The 22,535-nt window shown below is 53.5% G+C and carries 24 protein-coding genes; 11 read left to right on the top strand and 13 right to left on the bottom strand.

The window, feature by feature from the left end; genetic code table 11:
* Positions 1 to 619: 619 nt before the first annotated feature.
* Genes ABD971_RS36180 through ABD971_RS03405 form a run of 4 tightly spaced genes read right to left on the bottom strand, consistent with a single transcriptional unit; the run spans position 620 to position 3,075 of the window.
* Entirely contained in the window at positions 620 to 955 is a 336-nt protein-coding gene (locus ABD971_RS36180) for a ubiquitination-like system serine protease family protein (RefSeq protein WP_486348639.1), read from the bottom strand.
* The gene (locus ABD971_RS03415) at positions 942 to 2,351 is read right to left on the bottom strand and encodes a ThiF family adenylyltransferase (protein ID WP_345319419.1); all 1,410 of its coding nucleotides are present in this window, start codon (positions 2,349 to 2,351) and stop codon (positions 942 to 944) included. The genes ABD971_RS36180 and ABD971_RS03415 overlap by 14 nt, the downstream gene beginning before the upstream one ends.
* Complete coding sequence (locus tag ABD971_RS03410; RefSeq protein WP_345319417.1) at positions 2,348 to 2,752, bottom strand: E2/UBC family protein; 405 nt, start codon at positions 2,750 to 2,752, stop codon at positions 2,348 to 2,350. The genes ABD971_RS03415 and ABD971_RS03410 overlap by 4 nt, the downstream gene beginning before the upstream one ends.
* Positions 2,752 to 3,075 carry a multiubiquitin domain-containing protein gene (locus ABD971_RS03405; RefSeq protein WP_345319415.1) on the bottom strand — a complete coding sequence of 108 codons (324 nt, stop codon included), beginning with the start codon at positions 3,073 to 3,075 and terminating at the stop codon, positions 2,752 to 2,754. The genes ABD971_RS03410 and ABD971_RS03405 overlap by 1 nt, the downstream gene beginning before the upstream one ends.
* 180 nt (positions 3,076 to 3,255) lie before the next feature.
* Here ABD971_RS03405 and ABD971_RS03400 point away from each other — a divergent pair, with 180 nt between their 5' ends.
* From ABD971_RS03400 to ABD971_RS03390, 3 genes are read left to right on the top strand one after another with little or no spacing between them, the layout of a single operon-like run.
* Positions 3,256 to 3,906: an RNA polymerase sigma factor gene (locus ABD971_RS03400; protein WP_345319413.1), complete on the top strand. Its 651-nt coding sequence runs from the start codon at positions 3,256 to 3,258 to the stop codon at positions 3,904 to 3,906.
* A 24-nt stretch (positions 3,907 to 3,930) separates the two neighbouring features.
* On the top strand, positions 3,931 to 4,506 hold the full coding sequence (locus ABD971_RS03395) for a helix-turn-helix domain-containing protein (RefSeq protein WP_345319411.1): 576 nt from the start codon (positions 3,931 to 3,933) through the stop codon (positions 4,504 to 4,506).
* Positions 4,507 to 4,515: 9 nt separating this feature from the next.
* A complete protein-coding gene (locus ABD971_RS03390) occupies positions 4,516 to 5,460 on the top strand; it encodes an ImmA/IrrE family metallo-endopeptidase (RefSeq protein WP_345319409.1) in 945 nt (314 codons plus the stop codon).
* 51 nt (positions 5,461 to 5,511) lie between these two features.
* Here the strand turns inward: ABD971_RS03390 and ABD971_RS03385 are convergent, their stop codons facing one another.
* Positions 5,512 to 5,862: a helix-turn-helix domain-containing protein gene (locus ABD971_RS03385; RefSeq protein ID WP_345319407.1), complete on the bottom strand. Its 351-nt coding sequence runs from the start codon at positions 5,860 to 5,862 to the stop codon at positions 5,512 to 5,514.
* Positions 5,863 to 6,048: 186 nt separating this feature from the next.
* Here ABD971_RS03385 and ABD971_RS03380 point away from each other — a divergent pair, with 186 nt between their 5' ends.
* From ABD971_RS03380 to ABD971_RS03360, 5 genes are all read left to right on the top strand, one after another.
* Complete coding sequence (locus ABD971_RS03380; RefSeq protein WP_345319405.1) at positions 6,049 to 8,148, top strand: type I restriction-modification system subunit M; 2,100 nt, start codon at positions 6,049 to 6,051, stop codon at positions 8,146 to 8,148.
* Positions 8,145 to 9,167: a HipA domain-containing protein gene (locus tag ABD971_RS03375; RefSeq protein ID WP_345319403.1), complete on the top strand. Its 1,023-nt coding sequence runs from the start codon at positions 8,145 to 8,147 to the stop codon at positions 9,165 to 9,167. The genes ABD971_RS03380 and ABD971_RS03375 overlap by 4 nt, the downstream gene beginning before the upstream one ends.
* Positions 9,160 to 9,585, top strand: a complete 426-nt coding sequence (locus tag ABD971_RS03370) for a hypothetical protein (protein ID WP_345319401.1) — start codon at positions 9,160 to 9,162, stop codon at positions 9,583 to 9,585. Before ABD971_RS03375 ends, ABD971_RS03370 begins: the two co-directional genes overlap by 8 nt.
* 66 nt (positions 9,586 to 9,651) lie before the next feature.
* Positions 9,652 to 10,953: a restriction endonuclease subunit S gene (locus ABD971_RS03365; protein WP_345319399.1), complete on the top strand. Its 1,302-nt coding sequence runs from the start codon at positions 9,652 to 9,654 to the stop codon at positions 10,951 to 10,953.
* Entirely contained in the window at positions 10,946 to 14,191 is a 3,246-nt protein-coding gene (locus ABD971_RS03360; protein WP_345319397.1) for a type I restriction endonuclease subunit R, read from the top strand. Before ABD971_RS03365 ends, ABD971_RS03360 begins: the two co-directional genes overlap by 8 nt.
* Before the next feature lie 136 nt (positions 14,192 to 14,327).
* On the opposite strand, the gene ABD971_RS03355 is transcribed toward ABD971_RS03360, so the two are convergent.
* From ABD971_RS03355 to ABD971_RS03320, 8 genes are all read right to left on the bottom strand, one after another.
* Entirely contained in the window at positions 14,328 to 14,621 is a 294-nt protein-coding gene (locus ABD971_RS03355) for a hypothetical protein (RefSeq protein WP_345319395.1), read from the bottom strand.
* Positions 14,622 to 14,831: 210 nt separating this feature from the next.
* Complete coding sequence (locus ABD971_RS03350) at positions 14,832 to 15,242, bottom strand: hypothetical protein (protein WP_345319393.1); 411 nt, start codon at positions 15,240 to 15,242, stop codon at positions 14,832 to 14,834.
* Complete coding sequence (locus ABD971_RS03345; RefSeq protein ID WP_345319391.1) at positions 15,239 to 16,045, bottom strand: radical SAM protein; 807 nt, start codon at positions 16,043 to 16,045, stop codon at positions 15,239 to 15,241. The genes ABD971_RS03350 and ABD971_RS03345 overlap by 4 nt, the downstream gene beginning before the upstream one ends.
* The gene (locus ABD971_RS03340) at positions 16,042 to 16,755 is read right to left on the bottom strand and encodes a glycosyltransferase family 2 protein (protein WP_345319389.1); all 714 of its coding nucleotides are present in this window, start codon (positions 16,753 to 16,755) and stop codon (positions 16,042 to 16,044) included. The genes ABD971_RS03345 and ABD971_RS03340 overlap by 4 nt, the downstream gene beginning before the upstream one ends.
* Positions 16,748 to 17,488, bottom strand: coding sequence for a glycosyltransferase family 2 protein (locus ABD971_RS03335; protein ID WP_345319387.1), 741 nt, complete (start codon positions 17,486 to 17,488; stop codon positions 16,748 to 16,750). Before ABD971_RS03335 ends, ABD971_RS03340 begins: the two co-directional genes overlap by 8 nt.
* The gene (locus tag ABD971_RS03330) at positions 17,475 to 18,614 is read right to left on the bottom strand and encodes a hypothetical protein (protein WP_345319385.1); all 1,140 of its coding nucleotides are present in this window, start codon (positions 18,612 to 18,614) and stop codon (positions 17,475 to 17,477) included. Before ABD971_RS03330 ends, ABD971_RS03335 begins: the two co-directional genes overlap by 14 nt.
* A 40-nt stretch (positions 18,615 to 18,654) precedes the next feature.
* Positions 18,655 to 20,040 (bottom strand): sulfotransferase, encoded by a 1,386-nt coding sequence (locus ABD971_RS03325; protein ID WP_345319383.1) that lies wholly within the window; start codon positions 20,038 to 20,040, stop codon positions 18,655 to 18,657.
* Positions 20,018 to 20,578, bottom strand: a complete 561-nt coding sequence (locus ABD971_RS03320) for a hypothetical protein (RefSeq protein WP_345319381.1) — start codon at positions 20,576 to 20,578, stop codon at positions 20,018 to 20,020. Before ABD971_RS03320 ends, ABD971_RS03325 begins: the two co-directional genes overlap by 23 nt.
* Positions 20,579 to 20,806: 228 nt before the next feature.
* Between ABD971_RS03320 and ABD971_RS03315 the strand changes: the two genes are divergently transcribed.
* From ABD971_RS03315 to ABD971_RS03305, 3 genes are all read left to right on the top strand, one after another.
* Complete coding sequence (locus ABD971_RS03315) at positions 20,807 to 21,256, top strand: hypothetical protein (protein ID WP_345319379.1); 450 nt, start codon at positions 20,807 to 20,809, stop codon at positions 21,254 to 21,256.
* Positions 21,257 to 21,343: 87 nt separating this feature from the next.
* Positions 21,344 to 21,715, top strand: a complete 372-nt coding sequence (locus tag ABD971_RS03310; RefSeq protein WP_345319377.1) for a hypothetical protein — start codon at positions 21,344 to 21,346, stop codon at positions 21,713 to 21,715.
* Positions 21,716 to 22,285: 570 nt separating this feature from the next.
* Positions 22,286 to 22,507, top strand: a complete 222-nt coding sequence (locus ABD971_RS03305; protein ID WP_345319375.1) for a hypothetical protein — start codon at positions 22,286 to 22,288, stop codon at positions 22,505 to 22,507.
* Positions 22,508 to 22,535 lie beyond the last annotated feature (28 nt).

Here is a 22,535-nt window from a genome sequence, read left to right as displayed (position 1 = left end):
TTCCCAGCTTGGCGACCAGACGGATGGTGGCCTCGCTTTCGTGAGCGACAAGGTCCGCGATAGCGCGGCTGGACGCTTTCGCCAGCTCGGCATCTCCGGGCGTCGGCGAGAGAGTGTTGGGAAAATCGGACAGGGTTGCGTTCATGGTTTAGGCCTCCACTACCATTATATCGGCCAAACGCAATAAAGCAAATAAACGAAACAAACGAAATCGAGTTCAACTACGAAACTGCTGTCTCTAAATCGCGTTTTTGCCGTATTACCGAGGTTTTGCGGGAATTTACTATTAACCCCGCTGTCAAACCCAGCCAACCACGATTTGAGCTAGTTTTGAAATCGCGAAAGCTCTCGCAAACCAGTTAACGCCCGTGGCCCAATATCGGCCAACGGGCGTTTTTCATTTCTGCCCCGTTTTTTGCAGTCTTTCGACGCCGCGGCGCCCAAACTCAATGTTCTCACTTTCGCGGCGAGAGTCCGGGCTGCCGAGTTCGACCACCCTGGTTCGCTCCGCACCCCAGAGACAACCCCGAGAACTCTCTGATTCTCTGTTTGACATCCGGGTCTCGGTTTACACATCCTCACGGGGAACACGGCGCCAGCCAATCTCGGCTATGATTAGTCAGCACCAAGAAACGCGACCATTCCGAAGGAAGAAGTGGCTTCGACAGCCAACAGTTCTCCAGACTGATGGGTGCAATGTGATGGTATTGTTTTCGTGAACATCAAAGGTCCATCTGGGACGTGAACCTGGAATACAGCAGAGTTGGATTCGCGACTTGCAGCCGCAGGGGCAGGCCATGACGACTTGCCAAACCACGCCGTCTTCCTCGACGAGATAAACGATATTTTCATCGGGATCATCCGGAATATCGTCTACCGTTACCGCAGTCCACCGTGACTCCCAAAATCGAATCCAACTCCAAAGCCAGGTCCAGATCTTGCTAATGATTCGCATCGATAGACGCCTTCCTTGGAGAGAGTTCAGGCATGCCTAACAGCGGAACCATATCCCCGAATCCGAGGTGTCGCGAAACGACAGGACAACGCTCACCCTCAGCCTCATGGTCATGAATGTTTCCGGATAACGACCAGCGTTGATTTGCAAATTCATAGCTGCCATCGTCCCGAATCGCATGCATCCGGCACAGCAGTTCCCAAACGCCGTAACCCGAGAAGATGGTATTGATTGTTATCACCGCGGGTTTGCTGACCTCCGCGCCCTTGATGTAGCCATCATCCAATCGAGAGCGATACTCTTCGGGATCGGTGCGTTGCAAGATGTCGGATTGGATGTCTCGCTGAGAAAACACTTTGCGGCTCAGGAGGCTAGATCCATCGGGTTGCAGGTATTGAACCGCGCCAGTCGCGTGGGCGATTCCGCCGTTTCCGTCTGCACGGAGACCAACACCAATGTCGATGTAGGGAATGCAGTAGGTCGACGAAATCTTGTTTAGTAAATGGCGTGCGAAAACGCTATCGACGCAGCCAATGATGACATCGCAGGTGCCCACGATCTCTACCGCTTCGGTCGTGCAAAGATCAACAGGTAGGCTGATTACGGTTGTTCCGAGCCCGGTGTCCTCGATCGCATGGGCCGCCACGTCCACTTTGAGGTTTTCGGCCTGGGCGTGCCGTCCGCGCGAGTTGAGAATACGGTTCAGATTTTCAGGCCCAATCGTGTCGGGATCGACAAGCACGAGTTCGCCGACTCCCAACCGAAACAACTGCTCGATGGTTGGAGATCCCGTTCCTGAGCATCCGACAACTGCCACACGAAGCCGACGGAGTTTCTCGAAAGTACCGGCGCCAAGGACTTGTGCATGCCGATCTGCAAAGTCGGGAACATAAAACTCATCTTCGATGGTCCAGTATTCGATCGAATCGCCAGCAACCGCAATCGCGTCCATCGGTTGAAATCCACCCGCCCGACCCACTCGCCCAAACATCTTGCCTCCGGGAAGCATTACGACGCTACCGTGAGGGGCATCTGATTCTGTCCAGCTTTCAGTGGTATCGAAGAAAACTCGATCTGAACGATCATCGTAACCCGAGAATCGGTCATATCCTCCGGGATGGCTATGGATCTTGACTACCGCCCACTCCTGCTTTGAGGCTTCGGCCAGGAGAGGCTCAAGAAAATCGGTGGGCCATGTCACACGATCGGCAAAGCGATCGCAGCGCTCATGCGGGACCAGTACTATGTTGGAGACACTCAGACAGTGTCGCCCCTTCCCATTTCGCCGGCCGCACAGGGCGAGTGCGACGGCCTCCAGCCCATCACCCGGAAACAAGTGTGCTTGCAGCTTCGCGTGCTGCTGACCGGTTAATCGGAGAATCATGTCGTCATTCATTTTGCAAACTCCCTTTCGAGCCAGTGCTTGACCAAAATCATGTGAGCTTCGATGTCATCGACCCCTGATCGCCATGGATTCACCGGCGTGCGGTGCCGGGACCATCGCTGGAATTGACGGCCATCGACTTGCTGGCAGTTACCAATCGCTCCGATTGCCTTTCCATCTTTCCGCGCAAGCGACGGACTGAAGTAGACCATGTCGATCTGTGTGTCCGGATAACCAGGCTCCAGTCGCAGGCACGCCGTAACACGGCTGTGGTTGTAGCCATCCGGTACCGAGAGCTCAGGCAGTAGAAGCCAAGTCGCAGCGCCATTCCGAATCGCTTCCCACTTGGGAAACGCCGAGTCCAAGAACTCGACGTCCCCCGGTGGTAGCGCAATTTCTCGCCGCAAACTCATCACTGCCCTTCGGTTTGATCGAGAGGCATCGTCTTGAATTTTTCAACGCCTGGAGTCGTGAAGCACACGTCTTCATCGAGACCAATCTCTTGCATCTGTCCACAAAGCTTCTGGAAAATCTTCCATTTGGTGACGTCGCATTTTCCAGCGATCTCGAGAAGCTGGCGGCCATTCATGCAGGTTACGTTGACAACGTGTTGTTGCCGATCGATTCGGATGCGGTACCTCCGCACGCAACGGGCAGGTCGCCCCTCGCGGCAGCAGACCTCGAGATCTTCGACTTCATTGAGCAGACTTGGATTTGTATGGGATGGCATTTCCATCGGTAGAACCTCTTCTAGTGTCGTGGGGCTGACGAACTGTCGTTCCCGTTGCTGAGGCATACGACTTCTGGTGACATCGGATCTCGAAGAACTTTTTTGAGAAATTGGTGTCACAGGTATGCGTATACTCTTCGTGGAGGGAGCAACCAGTTACTGATTCAACCGAATGGAGACGCAATCGTGCTTCAAACTGCCCCTGAACCGCCAGACCATGAACTTCTGGACAAGATCAAATGCTCAGATAGCGAGGAAACTGAAGTCGCCAAAGCGTGGAAGGAGCTCTACGCCAGGCACCACGAGTTTCTTTACGGCTGTTTGAATCGTGAAAGAGCGAATCTGGAGCGATTCGGCATTGATGTTGAAGAAATTGTTTGCCGCACGTTTCAAAGGGTACTCCGAACCAAAGCTAGGTCTTTTGTGGTGGGCGAGTACCAATCCAATGCCCAGTCAAGGAATCACGTCACAAGCTGGCTCTTGGAGATCGCTCGAAAGCTGCTGATCGATGCAGTCAGGCGCCCTCGAAGTGTCAAAGCGGCCTTTCTTGACCCGACCGAACCCGACAACTCTCTTGCTAAAGCCGAATACGAAGACGATGTAGATTCGTTTGCTGATCTTCACCGACGGATTCGCCAGCAATTTACCGACAAGCAGCAGGAGATTATCTGGTTCTTTATTGACCACTACTCGCCGCAAACGGGCAAATCGCATCCACCGCCCGAGCTGATTGCCGAATTTGCTCACAAATTGGACTCAAATCCAGCTGCCCTGCGGAAGCAATACGAAAGACTCAAGAAAAAGCTCGCTGAGTCATTCGAGCCTGCAAGCAAATAACCCCTGAACCACCTGGAGCCAGTCATGTCTATTCACATAGATGCCGAAACCGAGGAGATCGAAAGACAGCTCGCTGAAGCAAAGTCATTTGTTGAGAGCCTCCTCCCCACAACGGAAGCAGAGATTGAGGAAGCTAGGCGTTGTCTCGGTAGCACACCAATCGAGGTCCCAGAGTCTCTTCGGTCCGCCGAAGACCTGTACGAGAAGTTTCAAGGCGATGATTTCTACGAGGATCTGCCAAGGAAGGAGGCACGTAATCAATCTTTGGGGTGCGTTGTTCGAGTACTGAGAACGGAACGCCGTTTGACAATTGAGGCAGTCTCTCAAAAAGCCGGAGTTGGAATGCCTACGTTGGAAGCCATCGAGGAGGATCCAACTTTTGTTCCACGTCCCTTAGTCGTTTCAAAGCTCGCCAAATTCTTTCGACTTTCGCCGAACAAGCTAGCGCTGCTCGCAAGTCTGAGAACTGACTCGGCTGAAGAAGGGCTAGAAACATCTTTGGAGGTAGCGGCTTGCTCTGGAAAGAATTTCAGCGAGCTAACTAGATCCCAAAAGAAGTATTTCCATCAGTTCGTTAAGCAACTCCGTTCCAGTACCTAAGCAACACATATGAAGAACCCCATTGTCGACGGCGACGAAGCCGAAGAAATTGACAACGCTGTGTCACGGGTGTTGTCGGAGTTTCGTGGACTAGAGCCTCCACTGGATCTTGATGCAGTTCGTGCACGGCTAAATCTGGACCGCGAGTACTACAGCAGTCGGGATCCCGGGCACCTCCGACAAGTCGTCCACGCACTAAAAGTTGGCGCGAAGCAAGTAATCGCGAACCCGATGCTGGTGGCAGACGCAATCAAGAGCTTCGACCTGAGAGCTTTGTTTTTTGCGGATCAGAAAAAGATTCTAATCGACCGCGAATTGCCAAAGCTCAAACATCGTTGGGCCGAGGGACATGAGATCGGGCATTCGTTAGCGTGGTGGCACAAGGATTTTCTTCTTGGCGACAGCGAAACAGAACTGAGTCCCGCTTGCCATGCGACTATCGAAGCCGAGGCCAACTACGCCTGCGGACAACTGCTGTTCCTGCAGAATCGTTTCGTCGAGGAAGCAATGGATATGCCGGTCAGTATGGCGACAATCAAGCAACTAAAAACAACTTTCGATAACACCTGGACGTCGACTCTCTGGCGATACGTCGAAGATTACCGGGGACCAGAGCCGATGGTGGGCATCGTTTGCCCACATCCAAGACGACTACCAGAGGGTTTTGATCGAGCTAAACCGTGTCGTTACGTGGTTCAATCTCGGCAATTTCGCGAAAAGTTCTCAAACGTCTCCGAGCTTGCTTTGTTTGAGTTGATTTCAAGCTACGTTGGCGGTCAACGTGGCGGACGCCTTGGAGGCAAGGAAGTTTTGTTGACTGATGATAATGGAATCGCTCATTCATTTGATTTTGAAACGCACTCCAATACATACGAGGCTTTGACTCTCGCAACTGGCCAAAGACCTAGCGTGAGTCGTCACTTTGACGTTTCAGCCTCGGCTTCGATGACGTAGCACGCTCAGCACTCTTCACCTGACGAAAAAACTGAAAACTCGAGGGAATGTTCACTTCCCGAGACGCTTCGCCTTTCTGACGATCTTATCCAAGTTCGCGTCGTCCAACTCAGCCAAGACGGCGAACGCATCTGGGCGCTCGTTAAGCCGACGACGAATCGTTTTCGGGATCTTGTTGGCCAGCAACATAAGCTCGCGTTCATTGCCATCCAGCTCTTTTGACAAGACCTGAATGAGTTGTTCGGACGGCGCGTGACCTGATTCGAGCTTTACATTCTCGATCTTCGACAAATAGGTGAAACTAACACCGACTCGATCGGCAAGCGTGCGCAGAGTAAGCCCCTTCGCGTGCCGAAGCTCGCGCAATTTAGTGCCAAAAGCAGGTGTAGCGGATGTGCTCAACTCGCTTGTCCCGTTGTTCCAGGGGCGTTTCGTCGCTAGATTGTTGCCAATCGCAGGTTGCACTTGGCAGTCAACATTCGGCGTTAGTATAGAGCCGGCTGGCTGCGAATGAATAGCCCCTCGTCGCCGAGCCCCGTCTTTGCACAGCGGGGAAATCGTCAGTTTAGCAGTTGGAAACGCCACTACATGAACCGAGAACAACTCAAGCAACTTGAACGCCAGCTATGGAGTGCGGCCGATAATCTGCGCGCGAACTCGGGACTAAAATCGAATCAGTACTCCACACCGATTCTGGGCCTTATCTTCCTGCGTTTTGCGGACAACATCTATCGACGAAGTGAGGACCAGATAAACGCGGAGTTCAAAAAGCTCCAAGGTACTCGCCGCGAGAAAAGCATCGAAGAAATCGCGATCGCGAAATGCGGTTTTTATCTACCAGACGAGGCACGCTACGAATACCTACTGGAGCTTCCCGAAAAGGAAAACATTGCGCGGCAGATTAAGGACGCGATGACCGCGATCGAGAAGCACAAGCCTGAACTCGAAGACGTCCTGCCAAAGGACGAGTACTTTGAGTTGATGCCCGACAATTCCTCGTCGCTGCTTAAGTCACTGCTCAAAACCTTTGCTGACATCCCGGCCGACGCCGAAGGCGACATTTTTGGACAGATCTACGAATACTTTCTGGGCAATTTTGCACTCGCCGAAGGGCAAGGTGGTGGAGAATTCTTCACGCCCAAGAGCGTCGTCCGGGTAATGGTCGAGATCATCGAACCACATGGCGGCAAAGTGTTTGACCCAGCCTGTGGTAGTGGCGGCATGTTTGTTCAGTCGGTCAAGTTTGTCCAAGAACATCGGATGGCGACAAAGGACGAGACATCTCACGAAGACATCTACGTCTATGGCCAGGAAAAAACAAGCGAAACGGCAAACCTTGCCAAGATGAACCTGGCAGTAAACGGACTCCGCGGAGAGATAAAAAGCACGAACACGTATTACTTCGACCTTGTCGAAAGCTACGGCAAATTCGACTTTGTACTCGCCAATCCGCCATTTAATGTTGATGACGTAAACCTTAGCCGAGTACGTGACGATCGACGATTCAACGAATACGGGATTCCACAAAAGAAAACGAAGACCAAGAAAGGCGACGAAGGGAAAGAGACGGTCCCTAATGCCAATTACCTGTGGATCAACCTATTTGCCACTTCGCTCAACGAGAAAGGCCGCGCTGCACTGGTTATGGCCAACAGTGCATCGGACGCCCGGCACAGCGAAGCAGAGATTCGACAGCGTCTCATCGAGAACAATCTGATTTACGGCATGATGACACTGCCGTCGAATATGTTCTACACCGTGACTTTGCCCGCGACACTTTGGTTTTTTGACAAGGCCAAAGATGACGAGCGGCTTCTATTCATTGATGCACGAAACATTTTTACTCAGATCGACCGTGCTCATCGCGAATTCTCCGAAGAGCAAATTGCGAACATCGCCATCATCTCACATCTGCGTAAAGGCGATCGTGAGGCTTTCGTAAACTTGATTGATCGGTACTTTTCAAGTGGCTTCACACAGCTCTATGCAACCGATGTACGCGTCGAAAAGATCGCTGACCAAGTGATTGAAGTCCTGGACGGAACACCCGACATCGTGGCCGCTGCAAAAGAAGCTGTCTCGGGACTCGGTAAAGCATGGAAGCAACTGAGCAAATTTCGAAAATCCTACGACAAGTATATAGAAAAACATGGCGAAGATTCCGATGTGGATGCGCAGAATAGGTCCCAGCGCAAGCTCGCAGAATCGCTAGCGCCATTCTTTGAAGGCTTGCACGTTCAATTGAAGCAGTTGGACCGCGTGGTTCGTTCTCACCAAAAACACAAGGCAGAGCAGGCCAAGGCAGAAGGCAAGCGTTTCAGTTTTGATCGCGACATGAAAGAACTGAAACGTCGTCTTGATCGTCTTCACAATGAGATTCGCGACGCAGAAAGTTACTTCGGGCATGTGGCTTGGTTGCAAGAACGATTTCCCGGAGCAAAATACGAAGACGTCACAGGGCTTTGTAAGTTAGCTGGTCTCGAAGAGATCAAGGAGCAAGACTACTCGCTCAACCCGGGACGCTACGTTGGCGTTGTCATCGAAGAAGATGGGAAGACGGAAGAAGAATTCATCGAGGACTTGGCGGCCATGCAGGCGGAACTGGAGTCGCTAGATGAAGAAGCCGGCAAGCTCGCGGCTGTGATCGGTCACAACGTCAAACAGTTGGTCGGAGACGAACTGCCTTGATCGACGTACCTCCGATCGTTAACAGCAGCGAGTTTGCAATAACGCCGAACTCCTGCTGCCCAAATCTGAAACAGGGGCATTGGCACAAGATCAATCAGTCGATGACCGGAGACGCTCCCAAGGATTTTCTCGGCGTCTACGAGTACGGTGCGCCGGGATGCAAAAAGGCAAATCGGAAATCGTGGCCCCGGTATATCGCCAAGGTCGGACACAAGTGGTATCCAAATGAATCGATCACCGAACATCTCATCACGCGGATTGGACAAGGCCTGCGTCTCGAAGTCGCCGATTCTCGCCTTGCACATGTGCGTGGCCAATTGCGTTTCATGAGTCGCTACTTCCTGAGCGGTACCCAGTACCTGTTGCACGGTGCCGATATTTTTGCGTCGTACTTGGAGGATCATGACAAAGAGTTCGTCCAAGGTGTCGAGGACGAAAATAAGTCACCGGAATACTTCGACTATGATTTTGCTGCTGAGTCGATACGGGACATGCTTCCCGAGGACGCGGAAACCATCCTGCCAGGCTTTCACCGAATGCTAGCCTTCGACGCCCTAATCGGAAATAACGATCGCCACTTCTTCAATTGGGGGGTGGTCTGCGACCATTTGGGAAGGCAAACGCCCCGTTTTAGCCCTATATTCGATACGGCGAGAGCCCTGTTTTGGAACCACTCCGAGTCTGGTTTGTCTAAACTTGAAGAGAAAGGCCGACCGCCAATCGATCAGCTTCGCAAGTACTGTCGTCATTCGTACTCGAAAATCGGCGCAGCCGGTCAAGGCCGGGTGAACCACTTTGCATTGTTGCGTTCGTTGTTGGAGAGAAACCCAGACGCGGTTTGCGATGTGGACATTCTGAGCGGGATCGACTCGGAGCCTGTAGATTTGGTAGAGAATTTGCTAAAAGGAGAATTCAGCAGATTGATTTCGCCATTGCGGCAGACTTGGATCTGCCGACTGATTGAATACCGTACAGAACAATTTCGAATCGTACTCAAGGGAGAACCGACAGATGCTTGACAAGATCTTGCGCCACTTTCGCGGTGTTTCTTCCGGTCGTGGTGAAGAGTCGATTGATCGTTCCACGGACGCAGTTTTCTTGCTGCTCTATGGCAAGCTTCCTGTGCTTGTCCTCTGCCACGACGCGCAGGGCTGGCGGATGTTCTACACTAAGGAATTCAAAGCCCAGAAGAAGGTGAAGCCGCTAGTTCCATTCCCCGAAATCGACAAAGAGTATCGGTCCTCCGAACTTTGGCCTTTCTTCGCGGTGCGAATCCCAAGTATCGCGCGGCCAGAAGTTCTACGAACTGTGCAAGCAGAGAATCTGGACTACGACGACGTCGCAGCTATGTTGAATCGATTCGGCCGAAAGAGTATCGCCGATCCCTTTGAACTAAAGCCAAAAGAGGAAGCCGATCTTGCGCTCGCGGGAGGTTAGCCTTGTCGGCGCAGTCTCTTGCCCCGAGATCCGCTAGAATAGAGCCTTTTAATTTAGTGTGCATTTTTGCTGGCGGACTACGGATTGAGAACCTGGGAAGAAAAAGCGATCGGCGACCTTGGCAGGGTTGTCACTGGAAAAACTCCTCCAAAGGCGGAGTCGCAGTATTGGGATGGTGACGAACTCTTCGTTTCGCCAAAAGACCTGGAAGACGGCGAACTCTACATCACGACAACCGAGTCGCGGATAACTGAACGGGCACTCGACAAATTTTCCAATCAAGTTTTGCCAGCCAACTCGGTGATGTTTACCAGCCTGAGTTTTGGGTTTGGAAAGATGGGAATCACGTCGCGCCCTTCGCTCACCAATCAGCAAATCAACTCGATCATCGTGAACGAAAAGCACGATTATCGCTTCGTCTACTATTTGCTTCGTTCGTACACACCATTTATCTTTGCTTTCAACTCAGGAATCGACACGCCAATCGTTCCTAAATCTGTTTTCGAGAAGGTGAAAGTGCTCTGCCCACCCCTGAAAACACAGCGGAAAATTGCGGGAATTTTGTCGGCTTATGACGACTTGATTGAGAACAACCGGCGGCGGATCGCGATCCTCGAGCGCATGGCCGAGGAAGTCTATCGCGAATGGTTCGTCCGAATGCGATTCCCCGGTTGCCAGGACACACAATTCGTCAAAGGAGTTCCTGAAGGCTGGCGGGACACAAGACTTTCGGCGATTGCAGATGTGAATCCAGAATCACTTGGGTCGACGACAAAACATGAAACCATTCGTTATGTTGATATTGGTTCAGTTACAACTGACGTAATCAATGGCTTTGAAGAGGTCAGTATTGGTGACGCACCTGGCCGAGCAAAACGTGTGGTTCGTCATGGCGACATCATTTGGTCTTCAGTGCGTCCGGGTAATCGAGCTCACGCCATAGTTCTTGAGCCACCGGACAATCTCATTGTTTCCACGGGATTTGCCGTTCTGAGACATAAGCCTGCCATTCCAGTTGCGTTTCTTTACCAAACAGTGACAACAGACTCATTCGTTGGATACCTCGAGCTAGTTGCAAAAGGAGCTGCGTATCCAGCAACTGCTTTTGATGACTTTGAACGGGCTCCAGTTTTGTTGCCAACGGAAAACCTGCTTGAGCGGTACGATAACATCGTAAAACCTATGCTGGCGCAGCGTTTACATTTGGATAACGCAAATCGAAGATTGAAGGCTTGCCGTGAACTTGTGATTGGAAGGTTAATCTCTGGTCGCCTTCCATTGGACGATTTAGATGTTCATCTACCTGAAAGCATGTCTTCATTGGAAGAATGCCTAGAAACATTGCCACAGGAGCTAGCCCATGCCTAGCTTCCTCTCCGAAGATGACATCGAACGCGAGATTATTCGTGTCATGGAGGACCGCTGGGGAAAATCGTACGCGTTCAGCACGCTCAACTGCTATACTAAAGAACCGAAGAGTCTTGATGACGGTTCTGGACGCAACGACAAGCGTGATTGTTTCTTGCCGATCAAGCTTCGCGAGGCTGTCACTCGTTTGAACGATGTGCCGGAGTCGGCGATCGATGACGCTATCGGCCAGTTGACGGCTCGGCGTGGCAACATCTCGATGGAGGCAGCGAACCGCGAGATCACTGCACTTATCCGAGACGGTGCACCCGTCGAATACGACGATGCCCACGGACGAAAGCAACATACTCGCGTTCGTTTCATCGACTTCGAGGCGCCCGGGCAAAACACCTACACCGCTGTTACGCAGCTATGGATCCAAGGCATCGGACCAGCTGGCCGTTTTCGTCGGCCCGATATTCTGTTGTTCGTCAACGGCATACCACTGGTCTTTATTGAACTGAAGAACAGCAATGTCAATATTCAGGATGCGTACACCAAGAATCTGACCGACTACAAGGAAGATATCCCGCAGCTCTTTCACGCCAACGCTGTATGCATTCTGTCCAACGCCGTAGAGACACGCGTCGGCAGTATGACGGCGACTTGGGAGTACTTTTTCCAATGGCTTCGCGTTGATGACGAGAAAGAGAAGGTTGATCGAAAGAAGATCGCAGCGGACTCCGAAAGCCTGCCACGTGTGATCGACGGCTTACTCGCTCCGCCACGTCTGCTGGACTACGTGGAGAATTTCACATTGTTCTACAAGGAGAGCCAAAAGATCATCGCCCAGAACCACCAGTTCATCGGGGTCAACAACGCTTATGATCGGTTCAATCGTCGCGAAGAAACGCCCGGCAAGCTGGGCGTCTTCTGGCACACTCAGGGCAGTGGCAAATCATTCTCAATGATCTTCTACGTTCGCAAGATCTTCCGCAAAGCGACAGGCAATTTCACCTTCGTGGTCGTGACCGATCGTCGAGACTTAGACGAGCAGATCTATCGCAATTTTCTGTACACCGAAACGGTCCGAGACAACGAGTGCTGTCAGCCGAAAGATAGTGATCAAATGCGTCAGTTTCTCGGGACGAATAAACGAATGGTCTTCACTCTGATCCAGAAGTTCCGATACGACAAGGGAAAACAGTATCCGCTACTGACCGATCGTGACGACGTGATTGTTTTGGTCGATGAAGCGCACCGAACGCAATACGAAGACCTCGCTCAGAATATGCGTGCCGGTTTGAAAAATGCTCAGTTCCTTGCGTTTACCGGCACGCCGCTGCTTGGCCGCGATCGCAAGACAAATCAGTGGTTCGGCGATTACGTCTCTGAATACAATTTCCGCCAAGCTATCGATGATGAATCCACGGTTCCGCTATTTCACCAAAAACGTGTTCCAGAAGTTCTGATTCAGAATGAAGGTTTGACTGAAGATTTGATCCGAATCTTCGAAGAAGAAGAGATCGACGAGCTTCAACAGGAAAAGCTTGAAAATCGATTCGCAAAGGAAACTGAAGTCATTCGCCGTGATGATCGGCTTGATACCATCGCACAAGACATCGTCGAGCACTTTCCGAATCGAGGCTACCTCGGCAAGGCAATGGTCATCACGTTGGACAAGTTCACCGCAGTTTCCATGTATGACAAGGTCCAGCATCATTGGAAAGAGAAACGCAAGGCGATCCAGAAACAGATTGCCCGTGCAGACACCACCGAAAAAGCCGTCTTAAAGAAACAACTCGACTGGATGAAGCGAGTCGAGATGGCCGTTGTCGTAAGCCACGAGGCCGACGAGGAAAAGAAGTTCCAGAAACGCGGTTTGGATATCAAACCTCACCGCGAGCGTATGGAAAAGGTCGACAAGGAAGGTCACGACGTTGAGTACAACTTCAAGGATCCCGACCATCCGCTGCAGTTGGTGTTCGTCTGTGCGATGTGGCTAACCGGTTTCGACGCGCCAACAGTATCGACGTTATATCTCGACAAACCGATGCGCGACCACACTCTGATGCAGACTATCGCTCGCGCCAACCGCGTCACCAGCCAAAAGATCGATGGTGCTACGAAGACGAATGGCGAGATCATCGATTACTACAACGTTTTCCGTAATCTGCAGAGGGCACTTCGCGACTACGGCGAGGGCGATGATGGTACGGATATGCCGGTCCAGGAGAAAGGCGTCCTTTTCGATCTACTGGATCAGGCACTCGATGAGGCAACCAAATTCTGCGAAGACCGTGGGATGCCGCTCGACGAGCTATCTCGAGATGCTGGCCGGGTTTTTAAGTCAGTGTCGCTGTTCGGTGACTACGCCGACAAGCTGCTCGGAAACGAAGAATGGCGAAAGTCCTTTTACGTTTACGAGAATACAGTTTCGTCGCTTTATTCGGCGTGCAAGCCGGAGATCCTAGGGCAGCCCGTTGTTCGCCGCGTCGCGGTGTTTCAGTACTTGCGAGGCATCGTTGACGCACTGGTGGACGGACAGGACGTTTCAGAAGTCGAACAGAAAATTTCGGAGCTGCTCGACGAAAGCGTAGTCGTTGATGAATCGGCCCGTGAAGTCGTCAAGGAACCCAAAGAACAGTGGAAGATCATCCAGAAGGGTCGGGTTTGGGATCTTAGCAAGACCAACTTCGAGGCTCTTAGACATGACTTCAAGAAAGTCGAACATAAGAACATTGAGATTGCGGACCTACTTGCTTTCATCAAGAAAAAGCTTGACGAGCTAGTGAGCAAGAACGTGTCCCGTCGAGACTTTGCCGAGCGTTTGCAGTCTATCGTAGATCGATACAACTCTGGATCGTCGTCGAGCGACAACTACTTCGAAGAGCTGGTCAATTTTGCCGAATCGATGAAAGATGAGGATGAACGACATGTGCGTGAGGGCTTGTCTGAGGATGAGCTCGAAATCTTCGATCTCATCAAGAAAGACAAAATGACCGAAGCTGAAACGCAGAAAGTCAAGCTGGCCGCCAAGGCACTATTGAAGCGACTTCTTCAGGAGCATCCACGAGTTTTGATCGAAGACTGGTTCCGAGAGTCCCAAACGCGGCAACTGGTAAAAGATGCCCTCGGTGAAGTGCTCGACCAGACGCTGCCAGATTCCTACGACAAAGAACTCTTCCAAAGAAAACGTGACGACGTCTTCGAAGTGATTCTCGACTACGCCCTCAGTGGCCTGAAATTCGCCGCTTAAGAGAGTGGTAGCCATAGACGACTGGCCAGATCTCGCACAGTTTGTGCGAGATCTAGTCGATCGAGGCTATCGATGCAAAATCGCGAATGGATTCTGACGCAATTGCATTATTTCGTTCAATGCAATGACCATTTGCCTAGAGGAAGGCACCGCTGGCCTTCAAGCAAGCTCTAAGCCAATCTTGTTCTGAATGATTTAAAATCAACACGTTGGTCGATCCGGACGTAATATCGATCGCCTTATTCCAGCCGATATCGCCACCGTGGAGGGTGGCTGTTCCTGATTTTCGATCGCGAGTAAAGATCCATTGCTCGCCATGTTCGTTCTCAAAATAGCCGATGTAGCAGCGACCTTCGGTGCCGTTGACGATTGGTGGGTCGCCGCATGACGCGGCGTGATGGTTCGGAATCCTTAAGAGTGGTTCGGACATCGGTTTGTTCGCCCCATGTTTTCTTAGTGTTGGTTTTTGATCGTGGCTTGGCGGTCTTGCCTCGCGTTGTTCCGAAGCTATCGAGACGCGTTGGTTTCAGCAAGCTGGATGTCGGCTGTATCCAAAAACGAAAAAAGCCGGCGGTTAGCCGGCTTGGGAAGTTTGTTGATTTTGATTATTTTCGACTGTCAGTCGACAGCACGCGAGTGATTAAGACACGCTGCCATCTTTCGATGAGTCCTCGTCACTAGGAACGGGATGCACGACCGGATACGGCGGCATGCCTGGATAGTACTCGCCGGGGTGACCGGGCAGCAGGTTGTCCGGTGCGGAATAGCCAGGCGGCACGAGATACGGATGGTCGGGCGGCAGTCGCGGCCAGGTGTGGATTGGTGGCGGGGCTTCGATCAAGACGGGGGCTCCGGGCTCTGGCGGCCATGGCCAATCCTCGGGCCACCAGCCGGGACGCGAACCAGAACTGGAAGTCTCATCGTCGGTGCTGGAGCCTTCCGGCGGGTCGGGATCGGCTGGCCACAATGGTGATTCACTTCCCGGCCGATCGAACGGCGGGATGAATGGAGGTGGCGGCATTTCAGGTTCGAACGACTCGTGCGGTGTCATCGCAGGACACTCGGTTGCAATGGGTTTGGATGAACAAACTTGGTGCGGTGCGATGGGCACAGGCCGCACTGGGGAATGGCCTTGCTTTGTACGAATCGGTGAACTTCAGCATCGCTCGCGTCGGGCGGGCAGGCTTGGTAGTCACGGAACGGCTGCCACTGCGGTAGGTGGTGCAAATTCAGCTTGGCTTCGAGTTGCTTGAAGTAGGCTAATGCCGGACATTTCCACAGCATTGTGCGGTAGAGCTGCGTGCAGGTCTTCTGCATGCATAATCGGAAGGCTGCGGCGGGCTTTGAATAAAAAGGGATCGGCTTGCCATCCTCCATGTTGTATTGCCGCATCCAGCCGCGATGCGACTGCCGTATCTTGATTTGGATTCCTGGATATTGTTCTCGCCATCGCCAGACGAGATGCTTCACCTCCCGAAACCGTTGCACGTAGGCATCATGAGTTCCGTGTTGACTGACTTCGAGGCGACAATTCGTTTCCAGCAGGACTTTCGGCAGCTCGGGAAAACGGTGCAAGAAGAAACCGTTCGTCACTAACATCAGTTGGCTATCGGACCAATGCTGTCTGGCAAGCTGAATGTGCTCGATGATCTGCGGGTTCAAGAGCGGCTCGCCGCCGAGCAGGGCGAAACGGCGAGGTCGAACGCGATTCGACCACGATGAATACTCGCGGCGAGCATCCGCCGGTGTCGGCAATTTTCCTGCGAGACGAAAGTTGCTGTAGTGGCTGCACTGCTGACACGACAGATTGCACCCGTGTGCGAGGTGGTATTCCAATGCTGGTATGTCAATCATCGCCAAATCACTTTCTCTAATCCGTGTTTCCTAAGCGCTGCTTTGAGGAACTGTGGCCGCTGCCGAATGTACCCTGGCGGATCGACATGCTCGTGGCGAAACGAATGATCGATATCACAGGCAACGTAGACGCCGGCGATCTTGCATCGCCAGAAGAAATCCCAGTGCTCTTCGACCTTGAGCGATTCATCCCACCGGATCGCTTGCAGGATGTCGCGATAGGCGACGAAACAGTTGCCAACATAGTGGCACCAACGAATCGAGCCTCGCTGTCGGTAGTGGCCGCGAGGGATCCGCAGTGTCTTGCCATCAACTCGCATGAGCTTTGGGCGTTCTTGCTGATTCGATAGAGCCGCGAGCAGGTCGAGGTCGTGATACCTGTTCAGCGTTTTGACCAAGTCAACCAGTTTTGTTTGCTCGGTGACAAGGTGATCGTCGTCAGTGAAGACCACGATCGGAGTTTCGCCGGCGTCGAGAAGGCGGTTGCGTCCTGCGGAAAGTCCAATGTCGTATTTTGTCTCGATGATACGATCCACCATTGCCGCTTCAGTGGGACAATTGGCCGAGAATCGCAATTCGGGTTTGCCATCATCGAGCACGTGAATCGCTGGGCGATCCTCGGCACAATGCTGGTGAATGCTGCGAACAAGGGCGGCACAGCACTGGGGGCGATGAATCGTTTTGATGCAAAAAGTAACTTGATTACGCACGGACAATTTGGCCTCCGGGATAACGCATCGAATGAAATCCGTGCTTACGAAGTCCCATCGAGCGGAATTTTGATCGTCCGCGGAGGGGGCGGTAAGCGTCGCTGGTCACGTGGGCGTGGCGAATGAAACAATCGCCGGCGACTGCCACCTGTAGCTGAGCCAGCTTTGCACGGTAAAAGAACTCCCAGTGCTCGTACGTCTTCAGCTCTTCGTCCCACCGAAGGGATCGGATCGTTTCGGTGCGAGCGAGAAACGCATTGGAGGACATGTGACACCAAGCGACATGACCGTTTCGCCGGATCTCGCCGCGATGCATCCAAATTCGCTGACCGTTCATCAACGGCGATAGCATCGTCGGCCGACCGCCGGATCCTTGCCGGACACCCAGAAGGTCAACGTCAAGGTTATCGAAGCGTTCGATAAATGTGTCGAGATTCAGATTCGGCGTCACGACGTGATCGTCATCCAGCAAGAACAAGTATTCGGACTTCACTGCATCGACGGCGGCGTTGCGACCGACACCCACACCGACGTCGTGCTTGTCCATGTTGATCACGGTGCAGCGTTTTGCGGTTTCAGGGTACTTGCCGCTGAATCTAGCCTCGGGACGTCCGTCGTCCACGACGATGACGTTAGGACTCTCGATATGCTGATGGAGCGATTCAACCAGCCGGTGACAGGACCATGGGCGATGGATCGTCTTGATGCAGAAGGTGATCTCACTGAGTTTCATTCGGCGACTCCTCCGGTAGGATCCTGGCGAGACTTCCGGCTAGGAACTGTTTTCGAAGTTCGCCGTAGCGTGACCGATGCGCGTCGTGAAGAATGGTCGGCGCTCTGGATGCCCAGTGGCGACAGGCGGGGACTCTGGCGCGTCCATCGACCAGCACGAGGTCGGGCGTCCGATCAGTTGCGGCGTGGATGTACTCTTCGAATTGTCCTGGTTCGGCCGGACCGAACTTTGGGCATGGCCAGGCTGGCGGTGCGAAGAGGACCTCCACGTTGGGCGGAAACGGTGTGACGCGAGCGAGCCATTTGGCGTTGTGCTCGACGGTCGTTACTTTGGACACGCGATCGGCCAACCAAAACGTTGAGTGTCCGCAGCCATACTCTAGAACGTGAAAATGCGGCTCAAGAAGTGATTCCAAAGCCGCTATTTCATCGGCTTCCATCCACGGCTGAGGGTCAACGTACGAATGTTTGATGGGATGATAGATCGTCGCTCCTAACCCAGTCGGTTGAAACGGCATCCAGGTGACACGGTGTAAATTCGGAATGCTGACGGGTGTTATCCCACAGCGGGCCGCTAGCGTTGCATACCGTAATTCGCCGGTTACCTCGCCAAGCCCTTGCAGATCCTCGGTATAGAGCATCGCAATCTGATTGAGCGCCGCATGCGATACCATGATGCAAGAAAAGGGAACCATGCCCGTTGCTAGTGGTCGCAAGTCAGCCGGGATGTGCTGTCGCTGACGGCGAAACCACTCTGGCTCTCGATGGGCCAAACGGATGGACGGCGCCGCGAGTGGAAACGGTGTCACGGGTGACAGCAGATTGTCGATAGACTGGTTGACCAGGGTATCCCACTCGACAATGAAGTATCGATCTGCGGATACGCGACGATTGCGAAACCAATCGATCAGTAGCAGGTCCGTTGATTTCGCTCTGAGTTTCGGACGTTGTTCGATTTGGGCACGCCAAAGCGAATGCGAGAAGTCAGCGATGGACTCCCCGGTCGCAAGAGGCGTTGCGGAGGAGACGGCGACGGTCGGACCGGACGAGAAACGCTGGAGTCTCGCAAAGTGATCGCGGGTCACCGGATCATCGTCGTGATGTAGGAATACAGAGCAAGTGATCACGCGTTTTGGTTTCTCAAATTGTTGGGCAACGCCTTGGAGCTCAGCCGAACTTCCGCAGTTCAGGATTGACGTGGTCGATGGCCGAGGCGATCTCATCGTCGGTTGGTTGGATGCCAAGGAACTCGATCAAATTGCGAATGACCTCTTCGGGATGTGTGGTCAACTCGGCGAACTCGATGCGGAAGACGTCAATCTCGGGATGGTTTTCCAGGAATGCATCGCGGTGCTGCATCAGGCTGCGCTGCAGACGCTCGCACTGTTCATCACTGGCAGCAAACCATTGGCCTCGATGTTTCTCTGAGCGGTTTTGCAGGCTTCGAATAGACGCTTCGATGTCACGCTCGACGCTGATGACCTTCAGTGAACCCCCGAGGCCAGCATGAAGATGCTCGACAAACCGGCACAGGTGCGGGTATTTACCGCCGGCCACAGTCTTATCGCGATTCGCTTCCGCTTTGCGGGTGACGATCCATGACTTCAGCTGTTGCGTGAGCTGCTCATCTGACATCGTGGGATCGATGGCGGGAAATCGCATTGCCTTTTCACAAAGCTGGGCTAATCCGACGGCTTCGCCACCGCCGGTCGCTTCATAACCGCCGAGCTGGTTGCCCATATGAACGCCAAGGTGATGCATAACCATGGCAACGCAGGATGTCCCCGAGCGATGGGGACCGAGCACCGCGAAGAACGGGGCGTCCGAATGGTCGGCGTTGCGGGCGTCGTTGAAGAAGCGTGTCTGTTCCCACTTGCGACCGCAGATATTGGACTTGGTCGGTAGTTGCCCGACGAGCCAGCGGTCGGGGGCGTAGACCGCAATCGACTCTTTGTCGACGTTCTTGCCTTGCACAAGTGATTGGTAGCGGCGCTGGGTCAATCGCCCAAGATGGTGATCAATGTGATGTTTCGAGTGCCAATCGCTCCAGTGGAGGTGTCGGTACAAAGCTTTCATGTTTTCACGACCACGAACCATAAACGCATGAGTTCGATTGACGTTGTACGGCCGGTAGACATGCTCGCTGATTTTGTGCGGCGGGTGCTTGCCGGCATAAAGATGTTGGCCACCGAGATACGCAAGTCCCCAATCGGCAGGCAACTCAGTGACGTAGGCTTTGAGTTGATCGGCGAAGTCTTCGCAGAATCCGGCGTCGTCTTCAAAAACTACGTACGAGTCAATTCGCTCGATCAGGCATTTTTCAAGGATCAAAGCGTGCGAACGGTAACAACCCCAAGCTCCATTCCCGGCGCGCCACTGGGGCGGCGTCGCGACACGGCGGCCGTCGATCGCCGTAAAACGTTCAGGATGTGGAAACGGCCAGGGATCGGGCAGTTGCTTCATCCACTCTTTGAGCCGATCCTCGCGCCGATCGAGGTTCATCAGAAAGCTTCGCTCGACGATCGGCCGATCAATCGCGATCCTCGTTGTCATTCGGCTCGGGTGCTCCGTCGGGGAATTTGCGTAGGAACTTTCGGACGGCAGTTTGAACGAGTGACTTGGCGATGACGCGAGTGAACCTTCCATGGGGCATTCCTCTCAATTGAGCTTCTTCGAGTAACCAGTCGGCGATCGTGTCGATGTTTCGCAGGCAGCCTTCGGCGCCCCAGTCGTTCATCGTTTCGACTCGCGTTTCGCAGTTGCACGTTTCGCTTGGCTTCGCGAACCATGCAAGCATGTTTTTTAGTTCGTTTCCCGGACCGGGCCGGTAATGGGTGATCTTCAGTGTTGCAGGCGAGACATCGCCCTCCGGCAGATAGCTGCCGAGCATTGTTTGCAATTGCGAGATGTTTTTGCGACGGCGTTTGCGATTGACCAACGCCATGCCGATCGTGACCACGTTAATCGCCCGTGGATTGCTTTCGTTCTGGCACGCGCTGCAAGCCGCTGGCGAAGTCTTGACTTGGCATTCGGCCAGGCTGGTGGCAATCGAGCACACATTGTCGTCGGATAGGTGGGGACAATGAATCATGCGGTCATCTCCGTCACTTGGCCGTCGTAACTTCCTGTGCTTGAGGGTGGTTCGCCGGGGTCGTCACAATCGCTTTCGAGCAATTCCCATCCGCAGGACCAGACCCAAGTGCTGTAACACGGTTCGCTACTGCCGCTGCTGTCATGGGAAGGTTCCTCGATGGAATGACTTTGGCTAGGGCGATCGCTGTCGGAACCGTCGGATTCTGAATCGCTTGTCGATCGTGAAGTGGATTCCGAGGCAGAGCCGCTGGATGATGCCGGCACGCTGGTGGACGCATTACTGTCGGAACCGGAAGTACTGCCGGGAAACGATCGTGATTCGCTGATGGAAACGTGCCGTGATCCAGAGCTCTCATCGACGCTTGGTTCACTTTCGGAATCGCTTTCCGATCTGCTGGTTGATCGTGACACAGAAGCGGACTCGGAATGCGATTCTGAGTCGCTCGTATCTGATCCACTGAGGCTGCTTGCCGATGCATCCCAACTGTGCGATGGCGAGCTTTCGGAGCGAGAGTCCGAGTCGCTCTTCGATTCGCTGTGCGAAACGCTTGAGACGGAACCGCTCGACTCACTCGTTGCCGACTCACTCGCCGACGATTCGCCGACGGACGATTCACTTGCCGATGTCGACGTCGAACTACTGACCGACGGAGTGCTGCCGGAATCGCTGGAGTGACTACTGTCGCTGCTCGATGATTGCGAGTGGCTCGATGACGACCCAGATGATGAGACCGAAATCTCCGAGCTGCCAAAAGATGCGGATTTGCCGGATGACGAGCTGCTGTCCGACACCGAGGGTGATGATGAGGACGAAACGCTACTTAGTGAGGGGCTGCCGCTCGATGAGATGGAATCTGAACTTGATGATGTGTTGCTAGAAAGAGACGACGAACTGCTGGGACTCGACGACGTACTTGATGAGCTCGATCCGCTGATGCTCGAACTCTCTGACGAACTGCTGCTAGACCCACTGCTCGACGATGAGGATGACGAGCTACTGCTGCTAGACGAGCCACTCGATGAATGCGATTCCGATGAGCTAGACGATGACGATCCGCTCGACGAAGAGTTGCTCGACGATGACGAACTGGACGAACTGCTGCCGTCGCAACAGCGGCATCCGATCGTCAGGTAGCTGTTGGTGTCTTCATGGAAGTGACAGATAATCTGCTGGCTCGCCAGCAATGCGTAGTCACAGACATTGTAGACCGACACACGCGGACCAAGGGGTTTCCAGCGAGTTCCATCGAATCGCAGCTCTCGGGCAACACCCCAGGATTTTGCTTTCAGGCGTTTTGTAGGCTTACAAAGAAGCGATTGTTTCGGCGGGTCGATCACCCATGAACGCTGCCCATCGAAGCTTACTTGCAGGTATTGTTTGGGCGAGTCGGCGATTGGTCCACGGATTCGCTGTGCTGAATGGTTGCGAGCGGTGATCCGGACCGTGTTACCGTCCGGATCAGCGACGGGCTCAACGTCGCCTGCTTCGTCGAGTTGGTAGAGGTCGCAATCGGCACTGCCCGTGCGCATACCTCGGCGTTCCGCGATGCCACCGGCGGGAACTTCGATGAAGTAAACCGGAGCCGCAGACCGGCCAACGCGAACCACCGCCCATTGCTCGCCAAGTTGGCTGGGATCGTTTCGCCAGAGGATTTGGGCCGATCCATCCGGCTTGGACTGAAGCGTATCGCCCCCCGTCTCACCCATGTCCGCAAACTTGTGCCAAGTCTTGGCGACGTTGACTCGCGCGGCCACAACGCCATCGAACACGACGCGGCCGACCTTGTCTTCCGCAATCGGTTCGATGGCAACCCCAACGCGACCGGTGTGCTCCTGTTCGTTGGGGACAACGCACTGGATCGTCGCGTCGCGAACGAAGCGTGCGAGTTCGGTCGGCCCCACCGTTGGATCGGTCAGTGGCGACTGAAAGCCGACGATACCGCCAATCGGAATGG

The sequence above is a fragment of the Novipirellula rosea genome (assembly GCF_039541335.1).
Classification (GTDB): Bacteria; Planctomycetota; Planctomycetia; order Pirellulales; family Pirellulaceae; genus Novipirellula; species Novipirellula rosea.
Note: the sequence above shows the minus strand (reverse complement) of the source record. Positions and strands in the feature narration are given on the sequence as shown.

Excerpts from the sequence above, each read along its gene's own strand:
- ABD971_RS36180 (WP_486348639.1), bottom strand. The coding sequence starts at position 955 with ATGCGAATCATTAGCAAGATCTGGACCTGGCTTTGGAGTTGGATTCGA.
- ABD971_RS03415 (WP_345319419.1), bottom strand. The coding sequence starts at position 2,351 with ATGAATGACGACATGATTCTCCGATTAACCGGTCAGCAGCACGCGAAG.
- ABD971_RS03410 (WP_345319417.1), bottom strand. The coding sequence starts at position 2,752 with ATGAGTTTGCGGCGAGAAATTGCGCTACCACCGGGGGACGTCGAGTTC.
- ABD971_RS03405 (WP_345319415.1), bottom strand. The coding sequence starts at position 3,075 with ATGGAAATGCCATCCCATACAAATCCAAGTCTGCTCAATGAAGTCGAA.
- ABD971_RS03395 (WP_345319411.1), top strand. The coding sequence starts at position 3,931 with ATGTCTATTCACATAGATGCCGAAACCGAGGAGATCGAAAGACAGCTC.
- ABD971_RS03390 (WP_345319409.1), top strand. The coding sequence starts at position 4,516 with ATGAAGAACCCCATTGTCGACGGCGACGAAGCCGAAGAAATTGACAAC.
- ABD971_RS03380 (WP_345319405.1), top strand. The coding sequence starts at position 6,049 with ATGAACCGAGAACAACTCAAGCAACTTGAACGCCAGCTATGGAGTGCG.
- ABD971_RS03370 (WP_345319401.1), top strand. The coding sequence starts at position 9,160 with ATGCTTGACAAGATCTTGCGCCACTTTCGCGGTGTTTCTTCCGGTCGT.
- ABD971_RS03360 (WP_345319397.1), top strand. The coding sequence starts at position 10,946 with ATGCCTAGCTTCCTCTCCGAAGATGACATCGAACGCGAGATTATTCGT.
- ABD971_RS03355 (WP_345319395.1), bottom strand. The coding sequence starts at position 14,621 with ATGTCCGAACCACTCTTAAGGATTCCGAACCATCACGCCGCGTCATGC.
- ABD971_RS03350 (WP_345319393.1), bottom strand. The coding sequence starts at position 15,242 with ATGACACCGCACGAGTCGTTCGAACCTGAAATGCCGCCACCTCCATTC.
- ABD971_RS03345 (WP_345319391.1), bottom strand. The coding sequence starts at position 16,045 with ATGATTGACATACCAGCATTGGAATACCACCTCGCACACGGGTGCAAT.
- ABD971_RS03335 (WP_345319387.1), bottom strand. The coding sequence starts at position 17,488 with ATGAAACTCAGTGAGATCACCTTCTGCATCAAGACGATCCATCGCCCA.
- ABD971_RS03325 (WP_345319383.1), bottom strand. The coding sequence starts at position 20,040 with ATGACAACGAGGATCGCGATTGATCGGCCGATCGTCGAGCGAAGCTTT.
- ABD971_RS03320 (WP_345319381.1), bottom strand. The coding sequence starts at position 20,578 with ATGATTCATTGTCCCCACCTATCCGACGACAATGTGTGCTCGATTGCC.
- ABD971_RS03305 (WP_345319375.1), top strand. The coding sequence starts at position 22,286 with ATGTCCGCAAACTTGTGCCAAGTCTTGGCGACGTTGACTCGCGCGGCC.